This is a genomic window from Ensifer adhaerens (genome assembly GCF_002007205.1).
In the GTDB taxonomy this organism is placed as follows: domain Bacteria; phylum Pseudomonadota; class Alphaproteobacteria; order Rhizobiales; family Rhizobiaceae; genus Ensifer; species Ensifer adhaerens_D.
Window position 1 is genome coordinate 958,465 of the sequence record NZ_LAZS01000006.1, and the last position, 16,641, is coordinate 975,105.

Annotated in this window: 14 protein-coding genes; 1 reads left to right on the plus strand and 13 read right to left on the minus strand. The window is 64.4% G+C overall.

The features are described from left to right. Positions 1–59 precede the first annotated feature (59 nt). The 9 genes from XB14_RS17335 to rimP form a co-directional block, all read right to left on the minus strand. Positions 60–443: an SH3 domain-containing protein gene (locus XB14_RS17335; RefSeq protein ID WP_143348418.1), complete on the minus strand. Its 384-nt coding sequence runs from the start codon at positions 441–443 to the stop codon at positions 60–62. Then, entirely contained in the window at positions 433–2,142 is a 1,710-nt protein-coding gene (locus tag XB14_RS17340; protein ID WP_179119603.1) for a sensor histidine kinase, read from the minus strand. The genes XB14_RS17335 and XB14_RS17340 overlap by 11 nt, the downstream gene beginning before the upstream one ends. Before the next feature lie 183 nt (positions 2,143–2,325). Next, a complete protein-coding gene (gene truB, locus XB14_RS17345) occupies positions 2,326–3,261 on the minus strand; it encodes a tRNA pseudouridine(55) synthase TruB (RefSeq protein WP_077962792.1) in 936 nt (311 codons plus the stop codon). A gap of 8 nt (positions 3,262–3,269) precedes the next feature. Further along, a complete protein-coding gene (gene rbfA / locus XB14_RS17350; protein ID WP_077962793.1) occupies positions 3,270–3,677 on the minus strand; it encodes a 30S ribosome-binding factor RbfA in 408 nt (135 codons plus the stop codon). Positions 3,678–3,757: 80 nt separating this feature from the next. Next, positions 3,758–4,210 (minus strand): hypothetical protein, encoded by a 453-nt coding sequence (locus tag XB14_RS17355; RefSeq protein ID WP_077962794.1) that lies wholly within the window; start codon positions 4,208–4,210, stop codon positions 3,758–3,760. Then, entirely contained in the window at positions 4,210–6,909 is a 2,700-nt protein-coding gene (gene infB / locus XB14_RS17360; RefSeq protein WP_077962795.1) for a translation initiation factor IF-2, read from the minus strand. Before infB ends, XB14_RS17355 begins: the two co-directional genes overlap by 1 nt. 105 nt (positions 6,910–7,014) lie before the next feature. Continuing rightward, entirely contained in the window at positions 7,015–7,722 is a 708-nt protein-coding gene (locus XB14_RS17365; RefSeq protein ID WP_077962796.1) for an RNA-binding protein, read from the minus strand. 5 nt (positions 7,723–7,727) lie between these two features. Continuing rightward, positions 7,728–9,347, minus strand: a complete 1,620-nt coding sequence (gene nusA, locus XB14_RS17370; RefSeq protein ID WP_077962797.1) for a transcription termination factor NusA — start codon at positions 9,345–9,347, stop codon at positions 7,728–7,730. A 45-nt stretch (positions 9,348–9,392) separates the two neighbouring features. Further along, complete coding sequence (rimP, locus tag XB14_RS17375) at positions 9,393–10,013, minus strand: ribosome maturation factor RimP (protein ID WP_077962798.1); 621 nt, start codon at positions 10,011–10,013, stop codon at positions 9,393–9,395. A 272-nt stretch (positions 10,014–10,285) separates the two neighbouring features. On the opposite strand from rimP, the gene XB14_RS17385 reads away from it, so the two are divergent. Continuing rightward, the gene (locus XB14_RS17385; RefSeq protein WP_077962800.1) at positions 10,286–11,920 is read left to right on the plus strand and encodes an MFS transporter; all 1,635 of its coding nucleotides are present in this window, start codon (positions 10,286–10,288) and stop codon (positions 11,918–11,920) included. A gap of 166 nt (positions 11,921–12,086) precedes the next feature. Here XB14_RS17385 and XB14_RS17390 read toward each other — a convergent pair whose 3' ends face one another. The 4 genes from XB14_RS17390 to XB14_RS17405 all read right to left on the minus strand — a co-directional run bounded on the left by XB14_RS17390 (position 12,087) and on the right by XB14_RS17405 (position 16,611). Beyond that, on the minus strand, positions 12,087–13,352 hold the full coding sequence (locus XB14_RS17390) for a lytic murein transglycosylase (protein ID WP_077962801.1): 1,266 nt from the start codon (positions 13,350–13,352) through the stop codon (positions 12,087–12,089). 211 nt (positions 13,353–13,563) lie between these two features. Then, a complete protein-coding gene (gene recR, locus XB14_RS17395; protein ID WP_043611817.1) occupies positions 13,564–14,169 on the minus strand; it encodes a recombination mediator RecR in 606 nt (201 codons plus the stop codon). A 210-nt stretch (positions 14,170–14,379) separates the two neighbouring features. Beyond that, on the minus strand, positions 14,380–14,703 hold the full coding sequence (locus XB14_RS17400; RefSeq protein ID WP_029742357.1) for a YbaB/EbfC family nucleoid-associated protein: 324 nt from the start codon (positions 14,701–14,703) through the stop codon (positions 14,380–14,382). A gap of 39 nt (positions 14,704–14,742) precedes the next feature. After that, on the minus strand, positions 14,743–16,611 hold the full coding sequence (locus XB14_RS17405; RefSeq protein WP_077962802.1) for a DNA polymerase III subunit gamma/tau: 1,869 nt from the start codon (positions 16,609–16,611) through the stop codon (positions 14,743–14,745). Positions 16,612–16,641 lie beyond the last annotated feature (30 nt).

Here is a 16,641-nt window from a genome sequence, read left to right on the forward strand (position 1 = left end):
GAATTGGATGAAAAAGGAAAGGGTCATGAACTGGCGCCGGGAAGCGCCGGCAATAGGGTCTAATTGCCCGTCGGGCGCGGGTGCATCGGCGCCGATTTCACCCGGTCGCCATCGGCGGGAACGCAGTCCAGATAGGCGGAGAAAACCCAGCCGAGCGTGCCCTTTTCGTTGGCGACCAGCGACCAGCGTTTGCCCTTGTGCTCCCGCTCGCCGACCTGGCCAAGCCTGGCACCGTTCGGAAGCGTCGCCATCACCCGGCCGTTCGGCGCATCACGCACATTGAGCTCGGTGCCGGTCGGATCCGCGACCGTGCAATCCAGCTCGGCACCGCGCGCCGGCAAGGCATGGCCGGCCTGCAGGACCAGCGCAACGCCGGCGTACATCCCCAGGCGACCGGCCGATCGTTTCACCGCTTCGCCCTCCGGCTGCACGTCATCGGGCATCCTCCTCCGCCTGCCGCGGCACGATGATCCGCCACTCGATGCCATCGGCATGCATCATCCGTTCCAGCGCGGCGTTCAGGGCCATGCCGAGCATGCGTTCCAGCACCAGCGTGCCGAAGCCCTTGCGGATCGGATCCGACGGCTTGCCGTCGAGATCGGCCCCCTCCTCCCGCCAGCGAATGGCGATGCCTTCATCCTCCAGTGACCAGCTCAGCTTGACAACCCCTGACGTGTTGGCAAGCGCGCCGTACTTGGTCGCATTGGTCGCGAGTTCGTGCAGCGCCATGCCGAGCGTCTGGGCGATCTGGGGGTCGAGCCTCAAAGGCGGGCCGGAGAAGATCACCCGCCTCGGATCGTCAGGCGTGAACGGCTGCAACTGGTTCTGGGCAAGCTCGCGGAAATCGACCCCTTGGGCGGCATTGGCGATCATCAGGTCGGTGGAGCGGGCAAGCCCGGCGATGCGCTTGCGGAAGCTGTCGGCAAAGTCGGCGGCACTCTCGGCCGAATAGACCGACTGGTTCAGCATGGACTGGATCACCGTCAGCTGGTTCTTTGAGCGGTGCGCCACCTCGCGCATGAGGAAACGGATTTCGCCCTCCGCCTTGGTGCGCGCGGCCGCCGCCCGCGCCAACGCCGCCGAGACCTGCTCGACCTCGGCGATGATATGCGGGCGCGGCTCGATCCGCTCGCCGGCGCCGAGGCGTCGGGCATCCTCGGCCACGAGCTTGACGCCCTGCGACAAGAGCCGCGCGATTGCGAGCGAACCGGCGATCGCGATGCCGGCAAAGATGATGCCGCCGAGCGACAGCCACAGGAACGACCAGACGGCCGGCGCATCGACGATCGCGCGCGGCGCCCAGGCGATGATCCGCCAGCCGGTGATCACGGAGAATTCGGTCGCCACCCGATACTCCGTGCCGTTCTCCGTGATGTTGCGAACGCCGATGCTGATCGCCGGCACCTTGTCGAGAAAGAACGGCTCCCCGGCCTTGACCGCAGCATCCGATGACGTGATGACCTTTCCCGCACCGTCGACGAGGGCCGCGTTCCAGCCGGGCGAGAGCGTGTCGCGGTTGACGGCCTTGGCCATGTTCTCGGCGTTTTGCGTCAGCGCCAGCAGATACTCTTCACCGGTCGAAAGCTTTGCCGGCAGATAGACGTTGAACACCCATTTCCCGGCGGTTTTGCCGAAGAAGACGTTGGAAACGAGCGGCGCGCCGTTGTTGGTGAAGGCGCGCTCGATGGAACCCGGGTCCGAGCCCTTGCCGAGCTGCGTGCCGAAGGGAACGCGGGTGTTGAGCCGCTGGTCATGTTTGCGATCGATGACGATCAGGTAGGAATCCGTTTGCGCAAGCGCCGTCGAGGCTCTCTCGTAGAACGCCTGCAGGTTGTCCTCTTCGATCGCCCGCGATGTCGACAGAACCTTCAGCGTCGTCAGCATGCCCTCGATGTCACGCTCGACAATACGCGTCACCGATCCGGTCGAGGCCTGCAGCAGCGACGTGATGACCTGTTCCTGCGCGTCGACGCTGCGCTTTAGCACGACGAGCGAAAATATGAAGGCCGGAACGATGGCGACCAGCAGCAACGACGTCAGATAGAAACTGAACGGGCGGGTCAGGCGATGACGGGCGCGATCGGCCATCGCCGCCAGGCTATTGGTTGCCCTGCGCTTTCCTTCTTCCGTCACGCCGGTCACCTGCAACGTCCTCGTCCGTTTCCCGCCGGTGGCATGGACGCCTTCGGCGCACGCCGCCGCATGCGGCGCAACCGCCAAAGGGCAACGAAACGCGACAGGGAAACGGAATCACCTCGGATGGACTGGGAACCCATGCCGGGATCATGCGTCAAGGATCGAGCAAAGGCAAATGGTTCCGGGCGCTTAGCTTCCGGCGAAGACGCGCTTGGGGCGGAATTCGCCCTCGGCGATCTCTCCGATCGCGACCAGCTTGCCGCGCGCCGTGGCATAGGCCTCGGGCGTCGCCAGCGGTGCGTCGCGGCCGCGCAGGATGATGGGATTGCCCATCCTCAGGCGGTGCGCCTGGTCGTCGTTGACAGGCACGTGCGGCAGGTTGGAAAGCGCCTCGCCGGTCTCGATCAGATAGGCATCGAGTGCAGCCAAGCGCTCCTGGTCGTCCTCGATCTTTTCCAAAGCCACGAGGTCGGCAAGCGGCACCATGTCCTCTTCGCCGAAAGGCGCGACGAAGGTCCGGCGCAGCGACGCGATGTGGCCGAAGCAGCCGAGGTCGCGGCCCATGTCGCGGGCGAGCGACCGCACATAGGTGCCCTTGCCGCATTCGATCTCGAAATGGGCGAGATTGGGTGCAGCGCCAAGCAGCGTCAGCCGGTGGACCTCGACCTCGCGGGCCGGAATTTCGACCGTCTCGCCGTCGCGGGCGAGATCGTAGGCGCGCTCGCCGTCGATCTTGATCGCCGAGAACTGCGGCGGCACCTGACTGATGACGCCGGTATATTTCGGCAGCAGCGCGCGGATTGCCTCTTCGTTGGGCCTATCAGCCGAGGAATGCGTGACTTCGCCTTCGAGGTCATCGGTCGAACGCTCTTCGCCCCAGGCGACGGTGAATTCGTAGATCTTGCGGCCGTCCATGACGTATGGGACGGTCTTCGTCGCATCGCCAAGCGCGATCGGCAGCATGCCGGAGGCCAGCGGATCGAGCGTGCCGGCATGGCCGGCTTTCTGGGCCTTGAACAGCCACTTGATCTTCGAGACGGCTTCGGTGGAGCCGAAGTCGAGCGGCTTGTCGAGGATCAGCCAGCCCGAGATCGGGCGGCCCTTGGGCTTACGCGGTTTGGACATGAAATCTACTATTCTTCGTCTTCGCTGATCTGGTCGAGATCGCGGCTGACTTCCGGCGAGCGCAGCAGCTCATCGATCTTCTTGTAGTTGTCGAAGCTCGTATCGTCGCGGAAACGAACGTCGGGCATGTATTTCATCTGCCGAAGCTGCGGGCCGAGGCGGCCGCGAATGTACTTGGCATTGCGGTTCAGCGCCTCGATGACTTCGGCATGGTTGGGCACGCCGAGTGGGGTGACGTAGGCCGTGGCGATCTTGAGATCCGGCGACATGCGCACTTCCGAGATCGCGATGACGGTCTTTTCGATCACGGGATCGCGGACCTCGCCGCGTTGCAGAACCTGGGTGATGGCAGCGCGCACCTGTTCGCCGACGCGCAGCATGCGCTGTGAAGGGGCAGAGGATGTGGCTTTGCTCATGGTCGTTGGCTTTCCAAGGTCTTGTGCCCGCTCGGGCGGCAAACCGTTTTTACTCTTCAGCGTAATATACCTTCCGTGCCTCAGGCACGGGTAGCTCTGATTGACTGCGCCCGCTTTCTTTGGCGCAGCCCCAGAATAACGCCCGTAGCCGTCAACACGAACGCGGAGAGCAGATGGATCAGTTCGAATTGCGGATGAGCGCAACCCTCATTGATGGCGGCCTGCCATACCTGGTGCTCGGCATCTCCCCAGGATGTGATGGCCACCAGCAAGAGGAGGCCGCCGAGAAGGCTCCCGACCCAAAGCAGCGCCCGAAGACGCAAGACCGTGGAACCGATCGCCAGACAGAGAAGCGCCGCCAGGCCGACCCAATTGGTCAGAAAAGCGGCCACCTCGTTGAGAACTGAGAAATCCTGTCCATCCCATTCGGGATAGAACTTGTCGCAGACTTCCGCAAAGGCCGGCTCCCACCAAAACGACACAACAGCGGCCAGGGCCGCCGTTGTGCAGATTTGCCGGGCTTTCAGCCCCATTAGAGCGTCCGGGTGATATGCTCGACGCGGAAGCACTCGATCGTATCGCCGGCGCGGATGTCTTCGTAGTTCTCGAAGGCCATGCCGCATTCCTGACCGACGTTGACTTCCGAGACTTCGTCCTTGAAGCGCTTGAGGGTCTTGAGCTTGCCTTCGTGGATAACGACGTTGTCGCGAACCAGACGGACGCCGACGCCACGCTCGACCTTGCCTTCGGTTACGCGGCAACCCGCGACCTTGCCGACCTTGGTGATGTTGAACACCTCCAGGATCTCGGCGTTGCCGAGGAAGGTTTCGCGACGCTCGGGCGAGAGCAGACCCGACATCGCCGCCTTAACGTCATCCACCAGATCGTAGATGATGTTGTAGTAGCGGATCTCGATGCCGGCACGCTCGGCGGCCGAACGGGCCTGCGAATTGGCACGGACGTTGAAGCCGATGATCGCGGCGTTCGACGCTTCGGCAAGCGAGATGTCGGACTCTGTGATACCACCGGCACCCGAATGCACGATGCGCGCACGCACTTCGTCGGTTCCGAGCTTTTCAAGAGCACCGGCGATCGCTTCGATCGAACCCTGCACGTCACCCTTGATGACCAGCGGGAACTCCTTGAGACCGGAGGTCTGGAGCTGGGTCATCATCTGCTCGAGCGAGCCGCGCGAGCCGGACTGACGGGCAACCTGCTTCTCGCGGGCGAGACGCTGGCGATACTCGGAGATCTCGCGGGCACGGCTTTCGTTTTCGACGACGGCGAACTTGTCGCCGGCAGCCGGCGTGCCCGAAAGGCCGAGAACCTCGACCGGCATGGACGGGCCGGCTTCCTTGACGTGTTCGCCCTTGTCGTTGACGAGCGCGCGCACGCGGCCCCACTGATCACCGGCGACGATGATCTGGCCCGGACGCAGCGTGCCCTTCTGGACGAGGACGGTCGCAACCGCACCGCGGCCACGGTCGAGCTCGGCTTCGACAACCGTACCTTCGGCCGTCCGGTTCGGGTTGGCCTTGAGGTCGAGGATTTCCGCCTGAAGCAGGATCGCTTCGAGCAGCTTGTCGAGGTTGGTGCCGTTCTTCGCGGAGACTTCCACGTCGAGAACTTCACCGCCCATGGATTCGACGAAGACTTCGTGCTGCAGCAGTTCGGTGCGAACCTTCTGCGGGTTCGCCGTCGGCTTGTCGACCTTGTTGATCGCCACGATGATCGGAACACCGGCCGCCTTGGCGTGGTTGATCGATTCGATCGTCTGCGGCATCACGCTGTCGTCAGCTGCAACCACCAGGATCGCGATGTCGGTGGCCTGGGCACCGCGGGCACGCATGGCGGTGAACGCCGCGTGGCCGGGGGTGTCGATGAAGGTGATCTTGTTGCCGTTCTGCTCGACCTGGTAGGCGCCGATATGCTGGGTGATGCCACCGGCTTCGCCGGCCACCACGTTGGCGTGGCGGATCGCATCGAGCAGCGAGGTCTTGCCGTGGTCGACGTGACCCATGATCGTAACGATCGGCGGGCGCGGCAGCAGTTCCTCGTCGGAATCGGTTACGTTGAAGATGCCCTCTTCGACGTCGGATTCCGAAACGCGCTTGACCGTGTGGCCGAATTCGCCGGCGATGAGTTCGGCCAGGTCGGCGTCGATCAGATCGCCGGGCTTCATCATCTGACCTTCCTTCATCAGGAACTTGATGACGTCGACGGCGCGTTCAGACATGCGCTGCGACAGTTCCTGAATGGTGATGGTCTCGGGCAGGATGACTTCGCGCGAGATCTTCTCGCGGGTTTCCTGCATCTGGCTGCGCTTGAACTTTTCCTGGCGGCGACGCATGGCCGACAGCGAACGGGCGCGCTGGCCTGCATCCTCGTCGGCAGCGGTGCTCAGCGTCAGCTTGCCCTGACGGCGACCATCGTCACCCTTGGGACGGGCCGGAACCTTCGCGGGCTCCGGACGCACGACCTTGCCGCGAACCGGACCTGCGCCGGGACGCGGACCACGATCGTCGTCCTTTTCGTTGTCGACCTTGCGGCCGCGCAGAGCGCCGGCCGGAGCCGGGGTCGGAAGTCCAGTTGCCGCTTCGGCGGGCCGTGCAGCCTGCGGGCGGTTGTCGACGCGACGCTCGGTGGAAGCCGGTGTGCGAGCTGCCACGGGGCGCTCTTCGACAACCTCTTCGGCCTTGGCTTCGGGCTCGACAGCCGGGCGGGCTGCTTCTTCAGCGGCGCGGCGTGCGGCTTCCTCCTTCTCCTGAAGGAGACGGGCTTCTTCCTCGCGCTTGCGGCGTGCTTCGTTCTCGGCGCGGATGACCGCTTCTTCGGCATCGCGGATTTGCGCTTCGGCCAGAGCACGGCGGCGCGCATCGATCTCACCGGCGGAAAGCTGGTTCAGAACGACACCGACACGCGGACGGTTGGCCTGGTTGGCCTCCTGGCGCGTCGAGTGCTGCTGCGGCTGCGGAGCCGGGCGGCCGGAAGGCTGCGGCTGGGCCGGACGCTGTTCGACCGGGCGTGCTGCGGGAGCCGCGGCAACCGGCGTGATCGGGCGCTCGTCCTTGGGGCGATGGAAGGGGCGTTTTTTGGTTTCGACCACGACCGCCTTGGTGCGGCCACGGCCCATGTCCTGACGCACGGTCCCCTGCGAAACCCCGTGGGGCTTCAGGGTCAGCGTCTTCTTGCCTGCTGCGCTGCCTGTCTTGTCGTCGTTGTTGTCGGTCATTCCGTTCCGTTCCTAGCGATCAGGGCCGGATGCGTATCACCTGACCCTGTCTTCCAAATTGTCTCAAACAATGTACGCGATGCCGGCCTGTGCCGGTGACGCGGGTCATTGCTGTGGCTTGCCAGCGCCGCCGTCGGCCCGGACCGGGACGGATCCTCGGTACTTTTCGAGCATGATTGCGCGCTTCACTACACCCTCACCCGCCTGCCCTGCAAGCGCTGCGGCATGGATAAAAGCATTACTTCCTAAAAGGCCCTCCATTTCCGCCCCGGTGAAGGGACGGAACGAAGGTATTTCCGTTTCGTCGTCGGCCACGAAGCTCATCGCCTTGCGGGCCTGGTCTATCTTGCGCACGCCGTCGGCCGCAGCGTCGCTCGCATGGAAAACGGCGAGTGCCGCCAGTCCCCTGACGGCCTGCTCCGTCTTCGTCGCGCCGGAGATGAACTGGGCCGCCTTGCGCGCCATGTTCATCATTCCGGCCAGCTGCTCGGCGAGCAGCCGGTCGACATCGTCGGCGAGCGTCGCGTCAGCTTTGACGTCCGCCTTGAGTGCGCGGGCGAAGAACTTCTTCGCCACCGCCTTCTCGATCAGCGCCCGCTCGGCCTTCACCCAGCAGCCGCGCCCCGGAAGCTGACGCTTCAGATCGGGAACGACCCTGCCGTCGGGCCCGGCCACGAAGCGGATCAGCTCGTCGGGCGAACCGCTTTCGCGGGTGACGATGCAGGTCCGCGTGCTGCCGCTGCGATCCTTCGGACCTCCGTCCAGAGGCAGGACGTCCGAAGGCAGGCTGTCGGCATCATCAGAGACGGTCATCGCCCTTAAGCGTCCTGCTCGGCGCCTTCGGCAACGTCGATCGGCTCTTCACCTTCGACCTCTTCGCTCGCAAGGTCCTCTTCCGTGATCCAGCCGGCAGCAAGGCGGGCCTGAACGATCATGGCTTCGGCTTCGGCGCGCGAGACGTCGAACTTCGAGAAGGTACCTTCGAAACGCTTGGTCTCGCCGTCCTTGCGTTCGCTCCAGCCGACGAGATCGTCCGCGGCGCAGCCGGCAAAGTCCTCGATCGTCTTGATGCCTTCCTCGCCCAGCGCAACGAGCATCTGGCTCGTCAGGCCGTCGATCGAGCGCAGCTCGTCGGCAACGCCGAGTTCCTTGCGCTTGGCATCCATTTCCGCCTCGATGCGGTCCAGGTACTCGCGGGCGCGGGTCTGGATTTCGTTGGCGGTCTCCTCGTCGAAGCCGTCGATCGACGAAATCTCGTCAAGATCGACATAGGCAAGCTCCTCGACGGCGGCAAAGCCTTCGGAAGCCAGAACCTGGCCGACCATCTCGTCGACGTCGAGTGCGTCCATGAAGAGGCTGGTGCGCTCGGTGAATTCCTTCTGGCGACGCTCGCTCTCTTCCTGTTCGGTCAAGATGTCGATGTCCCAACCGGTCAGCTGCGACGCGAGGCGAACGTTCTGGCCGCGGCGGCCGATGGCGAGCGACAGCTGCTCGTCCGGAACAACCACTTCGATACGCTCGGCATCCTCGTCGAGAACGACCTTGGCGACTTCCGCCGGCTGCAACGCGTTGACGATGAACGATGCCGGATCCTGCGACCACGGAATGATGTCGATCTTTTCGCCCTGCAGTTCGCCGACAACGGCCTGAACGCGCGAACCGCGCATACCGACGCAGGCGCCGACCGGATCGATCGACGAGTCGTTCGATACCACCGCAATCTTGGCGCGCGAGCCCGGATCACGGGCGACCGACTTGATCTGGATGATGCCGTCGTAGATTTCCGGTACTTCCATGGTGAAGAGCTTCACCATGAACTGCGGATGGGTACGCGACAGGAAGATCTGCGGGCCGCGCTGCTCGCGGCGCACGTCGTAGACGAAGGCGCGGACGCGGTCGCCGTAGCGCATGTTTTCGCGCGGGATCATCTCGTCACGGCGGATGATGCCTTCGCCACGGCCGAGGTCGACGATGACGTTGCCGTATTCGACGCGCTTGACCGTGCCGTTGACGATCTCGCCGACGCGATCCTTGAACTCGTCGAACTGGCGGTCGCGCTCGGCTTCACGCACCTTCTGCACGATGACCTGCTTGGCCGACTGGGCGGCGATACGGCCGAAGTCCATCGGCGGCAGCGGGTCGGCGATGAAGTCGCCCAGCTTGGCGTCCGGGTTGCGATCGCGAGCAAGCTCGAGCGGGATCTGCGTGGAATAATCGTCAGCCTTCTCGACCACTTCCAGAAGACGCTGCAGGCGAATTTCGCCGGTCTTGGAGTTGATGTCGGCGCGGATGTTCGATTCCGACCCATAGCGCGAGCGGGCGGCCTTCTGGATCGCGTCGGCCATCGCGGCCAGAACGATTTCGCGGTCGATCACCTTTTCGCGCGCGACGGCATCCGCGATCTGCAGAAGCTCGAGCCGGTTAGCACTGACTGCCATGTCTTGTCTCCGTTGGGTTGCAGGGGGCTTTACGCACCGCCCGGCTTATTCCTCAATAGGTGAATCTTCGTCTTCGAAATTTTCGTTCGCGGCGCGCGCAGCCTTGGCCTTCTTGTCGGCCGTCAGCGCATCGCGGATCAGGTCGTCGGTCAGGATCAGCCGCGCTTCGGAAAGCGTGGTGAACGGGATGACGACGACGGGCTCCTCGCCGTAGGCAACCTGGTCGCGCTCGAGCCGGAAGCCATCGTCGTCCACGGAAACGATCTTGCCGCGGAACCGCTTGCGGCTGTCGACCAGGACCGACGTCTCGCATTTCAGCAGGTGACCCTGCCAGCGGAAGAAATCGGACTTGCGCACCATCGGGCGGTCAATGCCCGGCGACGACACTTCGAGATGATACGCCTTGTCGACCGGATCTTCCACATCGAGCACCGGCGAAATGGCCTTGGAGATCTCTTCGCAGTCCTCGACGGTCATGGTGCCGTCGGTGCGCTCGGCCATGATCTGCAGAGTCAGGCCGTTCTGGCCGGACATGCGTACGCGCACAAGCTGGTAACCCATCGGCACGATCACCGGCTCGATGATATCGGCAATGCGCTGGTCGAGACCGGTTTCGGTGATCAGGCGCGGTTCAATTGCATTTTCAGCCGTTGTCGTATCGGACAAACGATCATCTCCTCATCGGACCGGCTAATAAAAAAGAGCGGGTCCTGACGGGCCCACTCTTCATCTACCGATCAAGAATTTGAGGCTCATATACGCCCCATCGCCGCAAATTGCAAGGCATTGGGCGGCCCGGCGCAAACGGACGGGCGAGGTGCCGGCGATCATCTTCGCCGACAAGGTCAGTTTCAGCGGGTGGCACTTCGCGTTGTCGGGCCTATAACAGAAAGCGAACCGCTTCGAGACGACAATCAAGAACGAAGAGAGAAGACGAGGTGCCAACCCGTATTTCGCCGCTTGCCCCCTTCAAGCACGACATCTTCCGCACGATCTGGATCGCGAGCCTCGCTTCCAATTTCGGCGGCCTCATCCAATCGGTCGGCGCCGCCTGGCTCATGACCTCGATTTCCTCATCGGCGAACATGGTCGCGCTGGTGCAGGCCTCGACCTCGCTGCCGATCATGCTCTTCTCGCTGGTCTCCGGCGCGCTTGCCGACAATTTCGACCGGCGGCGGATCATGCTGGTGGCGCAGTGTTTCATGCTCTTCGTCTCGGCGCTCCTGACGATCTGTGCCTACGTCGGGCTGATCACGCCCTGGCTGCTCCTGCTCTTCACCTTCCTGATCGGCTGCGGCACGGCGCTCAACAACCCGTCCTGGCAGGCCTCGGTCGGCGACATGGTCCCGCGCGACGACCTGCCGGCGGCCGTCGCGCTCAACAGCATGGGCTTCAACATCACCCGCAGCGTCGGCCCGGCGATCGGCGGCGCCATCGTCGCGGCACTCGGTGCTGCGGCCGCCTTCTTCGCCAACACGCTCAGCTATTTCGCGATCTTGTTTGCGCTGGTGCGCTGGCGTCGCGAGGTGCCGACGAGCACGCTGCCGCGCGAGACGCTGGGGCGCGCAATTTCGGCTGGCCTGCGCTACGTCGCGATGTCGCCGAACATCGGCAAGGTGCTGCTGCGCGGCTTCCTCTTTGGCCTCTCGGCAAGCGCAATCCTCGCCCTTCTACCGCTCGTCGCCCGCGATCTCGTTCAGGGCGGGCCGCTCACCTACGGCCTGATGCTCGGCGCCTTCGGCCTCGGCGCGATCGGCGGGGCGCTGCTCTCCGCCCGGCTGCGCGAGAAGCTTTCGAGCGAAGCGATCGTGCGCATCGCCTTCACCGGCTTTGCCGCCAGCGCCGCGATCACGGCCTGGAGTACCTATGCGTGGCTGAGCTGTCTCGTACTGCTTGTCTCCGGCGCCTGCTGGGTGCTGGCGCTGTCACTGTTCAACACCACGGTGCAGCTTTCGACGCCGCGCTGGGTCGTTGGTCGAGCCCTTTCGCTCTACCAGACCATGACCTTCGGCGGCATTGCCGGCGGCAGCTGGCTCTGGGGTACGGCAGCCGAACAATATGGCGCCGCCAACGCGTTGATGGGCTCCTGTCTGCTGATGTTCGCCGGCGTCGTGGTCGGTTTTCGCCTGCCCTTGCCAGAATTCACCTCGCTCAACCTCGATCCGCTGAACCGCTTCAACGAGCCGCCGCTCGAACTCGACCTGAAGCCGCGAAGCGGCCCGATCGTCATCATGATCGACTACGAGATCGCCGACGACGACATCCCCGAGTTCCTGACCACCATGGCAGAGCGCCGCCGCATCCGCATCCGCGACGGCGCCGGACACTGGGCGCTGATGCGCGATCTTGAAAACCCGACCACCTGGACCGAGACCTACCACGTGCCGACCTGGGTCGAATATGTACGCCACAACCAGCGGCGCACCCAGGCCGACGCCGCCGTCGGCGACAGGCTGACGGCGCTGCACAGCGGCAAGGCACCACCGCGCGTGCACCGGATGATCGAGCGCCAGACGATCGTGCCGACGCATTACGAGCGCTACAAGCGCCAGGTGGATGTGGACATGCACTAGAGTGCCGTGCGTTCATCCGAACGCACAAAACCATCTTTCCGCCCGTAAGTGATTCCACTTGAAGGCAGGATGCTCCAGGGGCTTCCGCCGGCCCCCACATTGACGACCCAAACAACGAAAAGAGGCCCCGTCATTGGGGCCTCTTTTCGTTGAGAGTTGGAATCCTTTAGCGCAGCTTCGCCTTCAGCGAGGCATCGGGGAAGCAGGTGGCGGCAAGGCCGCTCTTTGCCTGCCAGTCGCCGAGCGAGCGGCGCGTCTTGTAGCCGGGGAGGCCATCGACCTTGCCGACATCGTAGCCCTTGGCCACGAGCGCCTTCTGCATCTTGAGGACGTCCGAGCGCAGCATGTTGCCGACATCGCCCCAGCTCCCGCGGAAGGCTCCGCCGCCGCTGGCGATGCGGTCGGCGAGGTTGCCGATGAAGAGCGCGTAAAGATCGGAGTTGTTGTATTCCTTGAGCACGTAGAAATTCGGCGTGACGACGAATTCCGGCCCATGCCGGCCGGCCGGCACCAGCATCATCGAGGATGCCGAAAGCTCGTGCGACGGGAAGGCCTTGCCGGAAATCCTGACGATGCCCTTGTCCGCCCAATGGGACAGAGGTTGAGCGAGATCCGGCCCTTCCTGGGCGCAGGAGACGCTTTCCGGTATCGAGACTTCGAAGCCCCAGTCGCGGCCGCGCTGCCAGCCCTTCTTGACGAGATAATTGGCGATCGACGCAAGGCTGTCCGGCACCGAGTTCCAGATGTCGCGCCGGCCGTCGCCGTCGAAATCGACGGCATATTGCAGGAAGCTCGACGGCATGAACTGCGGCTGGCCCATGGCGCCGGCCCAGGAACCGCGCATCGCCGCCTCGTCGACGTCGCCGCTGTCGAGGATGTGCAGCGCCGCGATCAGCTCGCGGCGGAAAAGGTCGGGCCGCGTCGACATGAACGCCTTGGTCGCGAGCACATCGACGACCGGATAGGGGATCTTGGCGCGGCCGAAGCCGGATTCGCGGCCCCAGATGGCAACGATCACCGAGGCCGGCACGCCATAGGTGCGTTCTATCTTCTTGAGGGTCGACGCATGGGTGGAGGCGAGGCTGCGGCCGGTCGCCGCTAGTCCCTGCAGGCGCTTTTCCGAAAAATAGCTGCCGGGCGAGGAGAACTCCGCCTGGCTCTGCTTCTGCTCCTTCGGCTTGGGGAAGCCGGGCGGCGCCAGATCGGGCAGGTCCCAGTTGAGCTTCACGTCGGCGAAGGCCGCCTTGAACGAACCGGCGGAAATGCCTGATTTCTGCGCCTCCGGCCAGAGGTTATCCTGCAGCCAGGTGCGGAACTGCGCCTCGACATCCGCCTTGGTGGCGGCGTGCACGGGCAGAGAGAGGGCAAAGAATACGGCGACGGCCGCAAGGAGGCGCGCTCGGCGATTACCGCCCTTTGCCCTGCCGGGCATCTCCCCCACTCGGGGGGAGATGGACGTGCAGCGACCGCGCGCCATTGCCGAAGGATCCCCATCTGTCGAACACTTATTGCGGAACTGAAGACCCGCCCCATCCCGATCTCCCCTCTTGTGGGGGAGATGCCCGGCAGGGCAGAGGGGGGCGGTGGCTGCAGAACCGGCAAACCAGGAACGAACCAGAGACTTCAAACGCATCGGTATCCCTTCAGATCGAGGTACGGGCGCGAAGGGCTGCGGCCAGCGTGCCCTCGTCGAGATAGTCGAGCTCGCCGCCGACGGGGACGCCATGGGCAAGCCGCGTGATCTTCACCTCCATGCCTTCGAGCTGGTCGGTGATGTAGTGTGCGGTGGTCTGGCCCTCGACGGTGGCGTTGACGGCGATGATCAGCTCGCGCACGCCGCCATTGGCGACGCGTTGCACCAGCCCCTTGATGTTGAGATCGTCAGGACCGACGCCGTCGAGCGGCGAGAGCGTGCCGCCGAGCACGTGATAGGCGGCGTTCATCGCGCCGGCGCGCTCGAGCGCCCAGAGGTCGGAAACGTCCTCGACGACGATGATGACCGCGTGGTCGCGGCGCTCGTCGGAGCAGACGGTGCAGGGATCGATCGTATCGACATTGCCGCAGCAGGAGCAGATGCGCACCTTGCGGTGCGCCTCGCCCATCGCGTCGGCGAGCGGACCCAGCAACTGGTCCTTCTTCTTGACGAGATGGAGGGCGGCGCGCCGTGCGGAGCGGGGTCCGAGCCCCGGGACCTTCGCCAGGAGCTGGATGAGTTTTTCGATTTCGGGGCCGGTGACTCGTTTTGCCATGCGGCGCTTTTAGCCCATATCGGCCCTAAACGGAATCGTCTTCGAAACGCCAGGACGACGCTTTCCGGGTGTCTCCGGTGCTTTTGGCCGCAAGCCTTGCCCGTGGCGGCGGGGCCACTCTCGTGCGGCCCGAGGCGATGATGTGCGCCCGGGCCGGATGGGCGGGTCAGCGCGGTTACCGGCCTGCGACCGCTTTGACGGCGAAGACGATCAGAACGGCAGCTTCATGCCGGGCGGGATCGGCAGGCCGGCGGTCAGTTCGCGGGTCTTTTCCGCCTGCACGGCCTCAGCCTTGTCCTTGGCGTCCTTGTGGGCGGCGACGATCAGGTCTTCGAGGATCTCGACGTCGTCTTCCTTGAACAGCGAGGGATCGATCTTCAGGCTCTTCAGCGTGCCCTTGCCATCGAGGCGAACCGTGACGAGGCCTCCGCCGGAGGTGCCGTCGACTTCGAGTGCGGCGATCTCCGCCTGCATCTTCTCCATCTTGGCCTGCATTTCCTTGACCTTGCCCATCATCCCCATGATGTCGCGCATCGTCGTCTCCTGTTTTTCTGTTTCTGCTCGCAGACGGGATTATTCGATGTCGTCGCCAGGGACGATATCGCCGTCGGCGGATTCGGCTGTGGCCGGAGCCTGGCTCTCGACCTCTTCTTCAACGGCGCGAATGCGCACGTCGGTGATCTTGGCGCCCGGGAAGCGCGCGAGAATGGCGGCGACATCCGGGTCCTGGCGGGCATCGTTGACGCGCTGCTCCTGCGCCCGCTGCTCCGCCTCGATCAGCGTCGGCTCGCCTGCCTCGCGGCTGTAGCTGACGATCCAGTGGATGCCGGTCCATTCCTTGAGCTTGACCGCCACTTCGCCAAGCAGCGTCTTCGGCGCGTCGTCCGACACGTTGACGTCGAGACGGCCGGGCTCGATATGCACAAGCCGCAGAAACCCGCGCACGAGCGTCTTCAGCTTGATGTCGCGGTTCTTGGCGCAAAGTTCGGCAATGTCTGCGATCGAGTTGACCGGCACCGACGGCTGCGGTTTGGCAGCAGGAGCCACCGCGGGTCGCTCTTCGATACGGCGGACGGTGACGGGCTCGGGTGCCGCATTCGGCACGGCGCGCAGCATGGTCGCGCCGTTGCTCGTCGGGCGCTGCACCGGCATCGCCTGGGTAGCCTGCGCTGAAATCGAGCCTGAGGCGGAAGCCTGCGCGCTGCCGCCGCTGCTGCCGCCCGACGAAGGACGGGCACTACCGCCCTCGCCGCCCGAGAGTTCGAGCAGGCGCCGAGCGGCCTCTTCCGGGGCCGGCAGATGTGCCGCATGCGCCAGGCGGATCAGCACCATTTCTGCCGCACCCGCCGGGCGCGACGAACTTTCGGCCTCCGGAATGCCCTTCAGCAGCATCTGCCAGATGCGCGAGAGCGCCGTGACCGCGACGCTTTCGGCAAAGACGGCGCCGCGGGTGCGCTCGATCTCGCTCAAGGACTGGTCGTTGACCGCCTCCGGCACGTATTTCATGCGGGTGACGAGATGGGTGAAATCCGCAAGATCGGTCAGCACCACGGTCGGATTGGCGCCGGCCTCGTACTGCGCTGTAAACTCCTGAAGTGCGGCGGCGACGTCGCCTTTGACGACGTGCTCGAAGAGGTCGACGATGCGGGCGCGGTCGGCAAGGCCGAGCATCGAGCGCACGGTCTCCACTTCGACGGCGCCGCCGCCATGGGCGATCGCCTGGTCGAGCAGCGACAGGCCGTCGCGCGCAGACCCTTCGGCAGCGCGGGCCACCATCGCAAGAGCTTCCGGATCGAAGGAAACGCCTTCCTTGCCGAGGATCGTCGAAAACAGGCCGACGAGATCCGACGCGCTGATGCGGCGCAGGTCGAAGCGCTGGCAGCGCGACAGCACCGTGATCGGGACCTTGCGGATTTCTGTGGTGGCGAAGATGAACTTCACATGCTCCGGCGGCTCTTCGAGCGTCTTCAGCAGGCCGTTGAAGGCCTGTGTCGAGAGCATGTGCACTTCGTCGATGATGTAGACTTTGTAGCGTGCCGACACCGGGCGATAGCGGACCTGCTCGATGATTTCGCGGATATCGTCGATGCCGGTGTGCGAGGCGGCGTCCATTTCGATGACGTCGACATGACGGCCATCCATGATCGCCTGGCAATGTTCGCCGGGAGCGCGAAGATCGATCGTCGGCCGGTCGATCTCAGGTGTCTTGTAATTCAGCGCGCGCGCCAGGATGCGGGCAGTGGTGGTCTTGCCGACCCCGCGCACCCCGGTCAGCATGTAGGCCTGGGCGATACGGCCGGTCTCGAACGCGTTGGTGAGCGTGCGCACCATCGGTTCCTGGCCGACCATCAGGTCGGAGAAATCCTTGGGGCGGTACTTGCGCGCCAGAACACGGTAGGCGGCTGGTTTCTCAACGGATGAAATGGACGTATCGTCGCTCATCGACCCTGCCGCTGTTCGAACTCTTGTCCC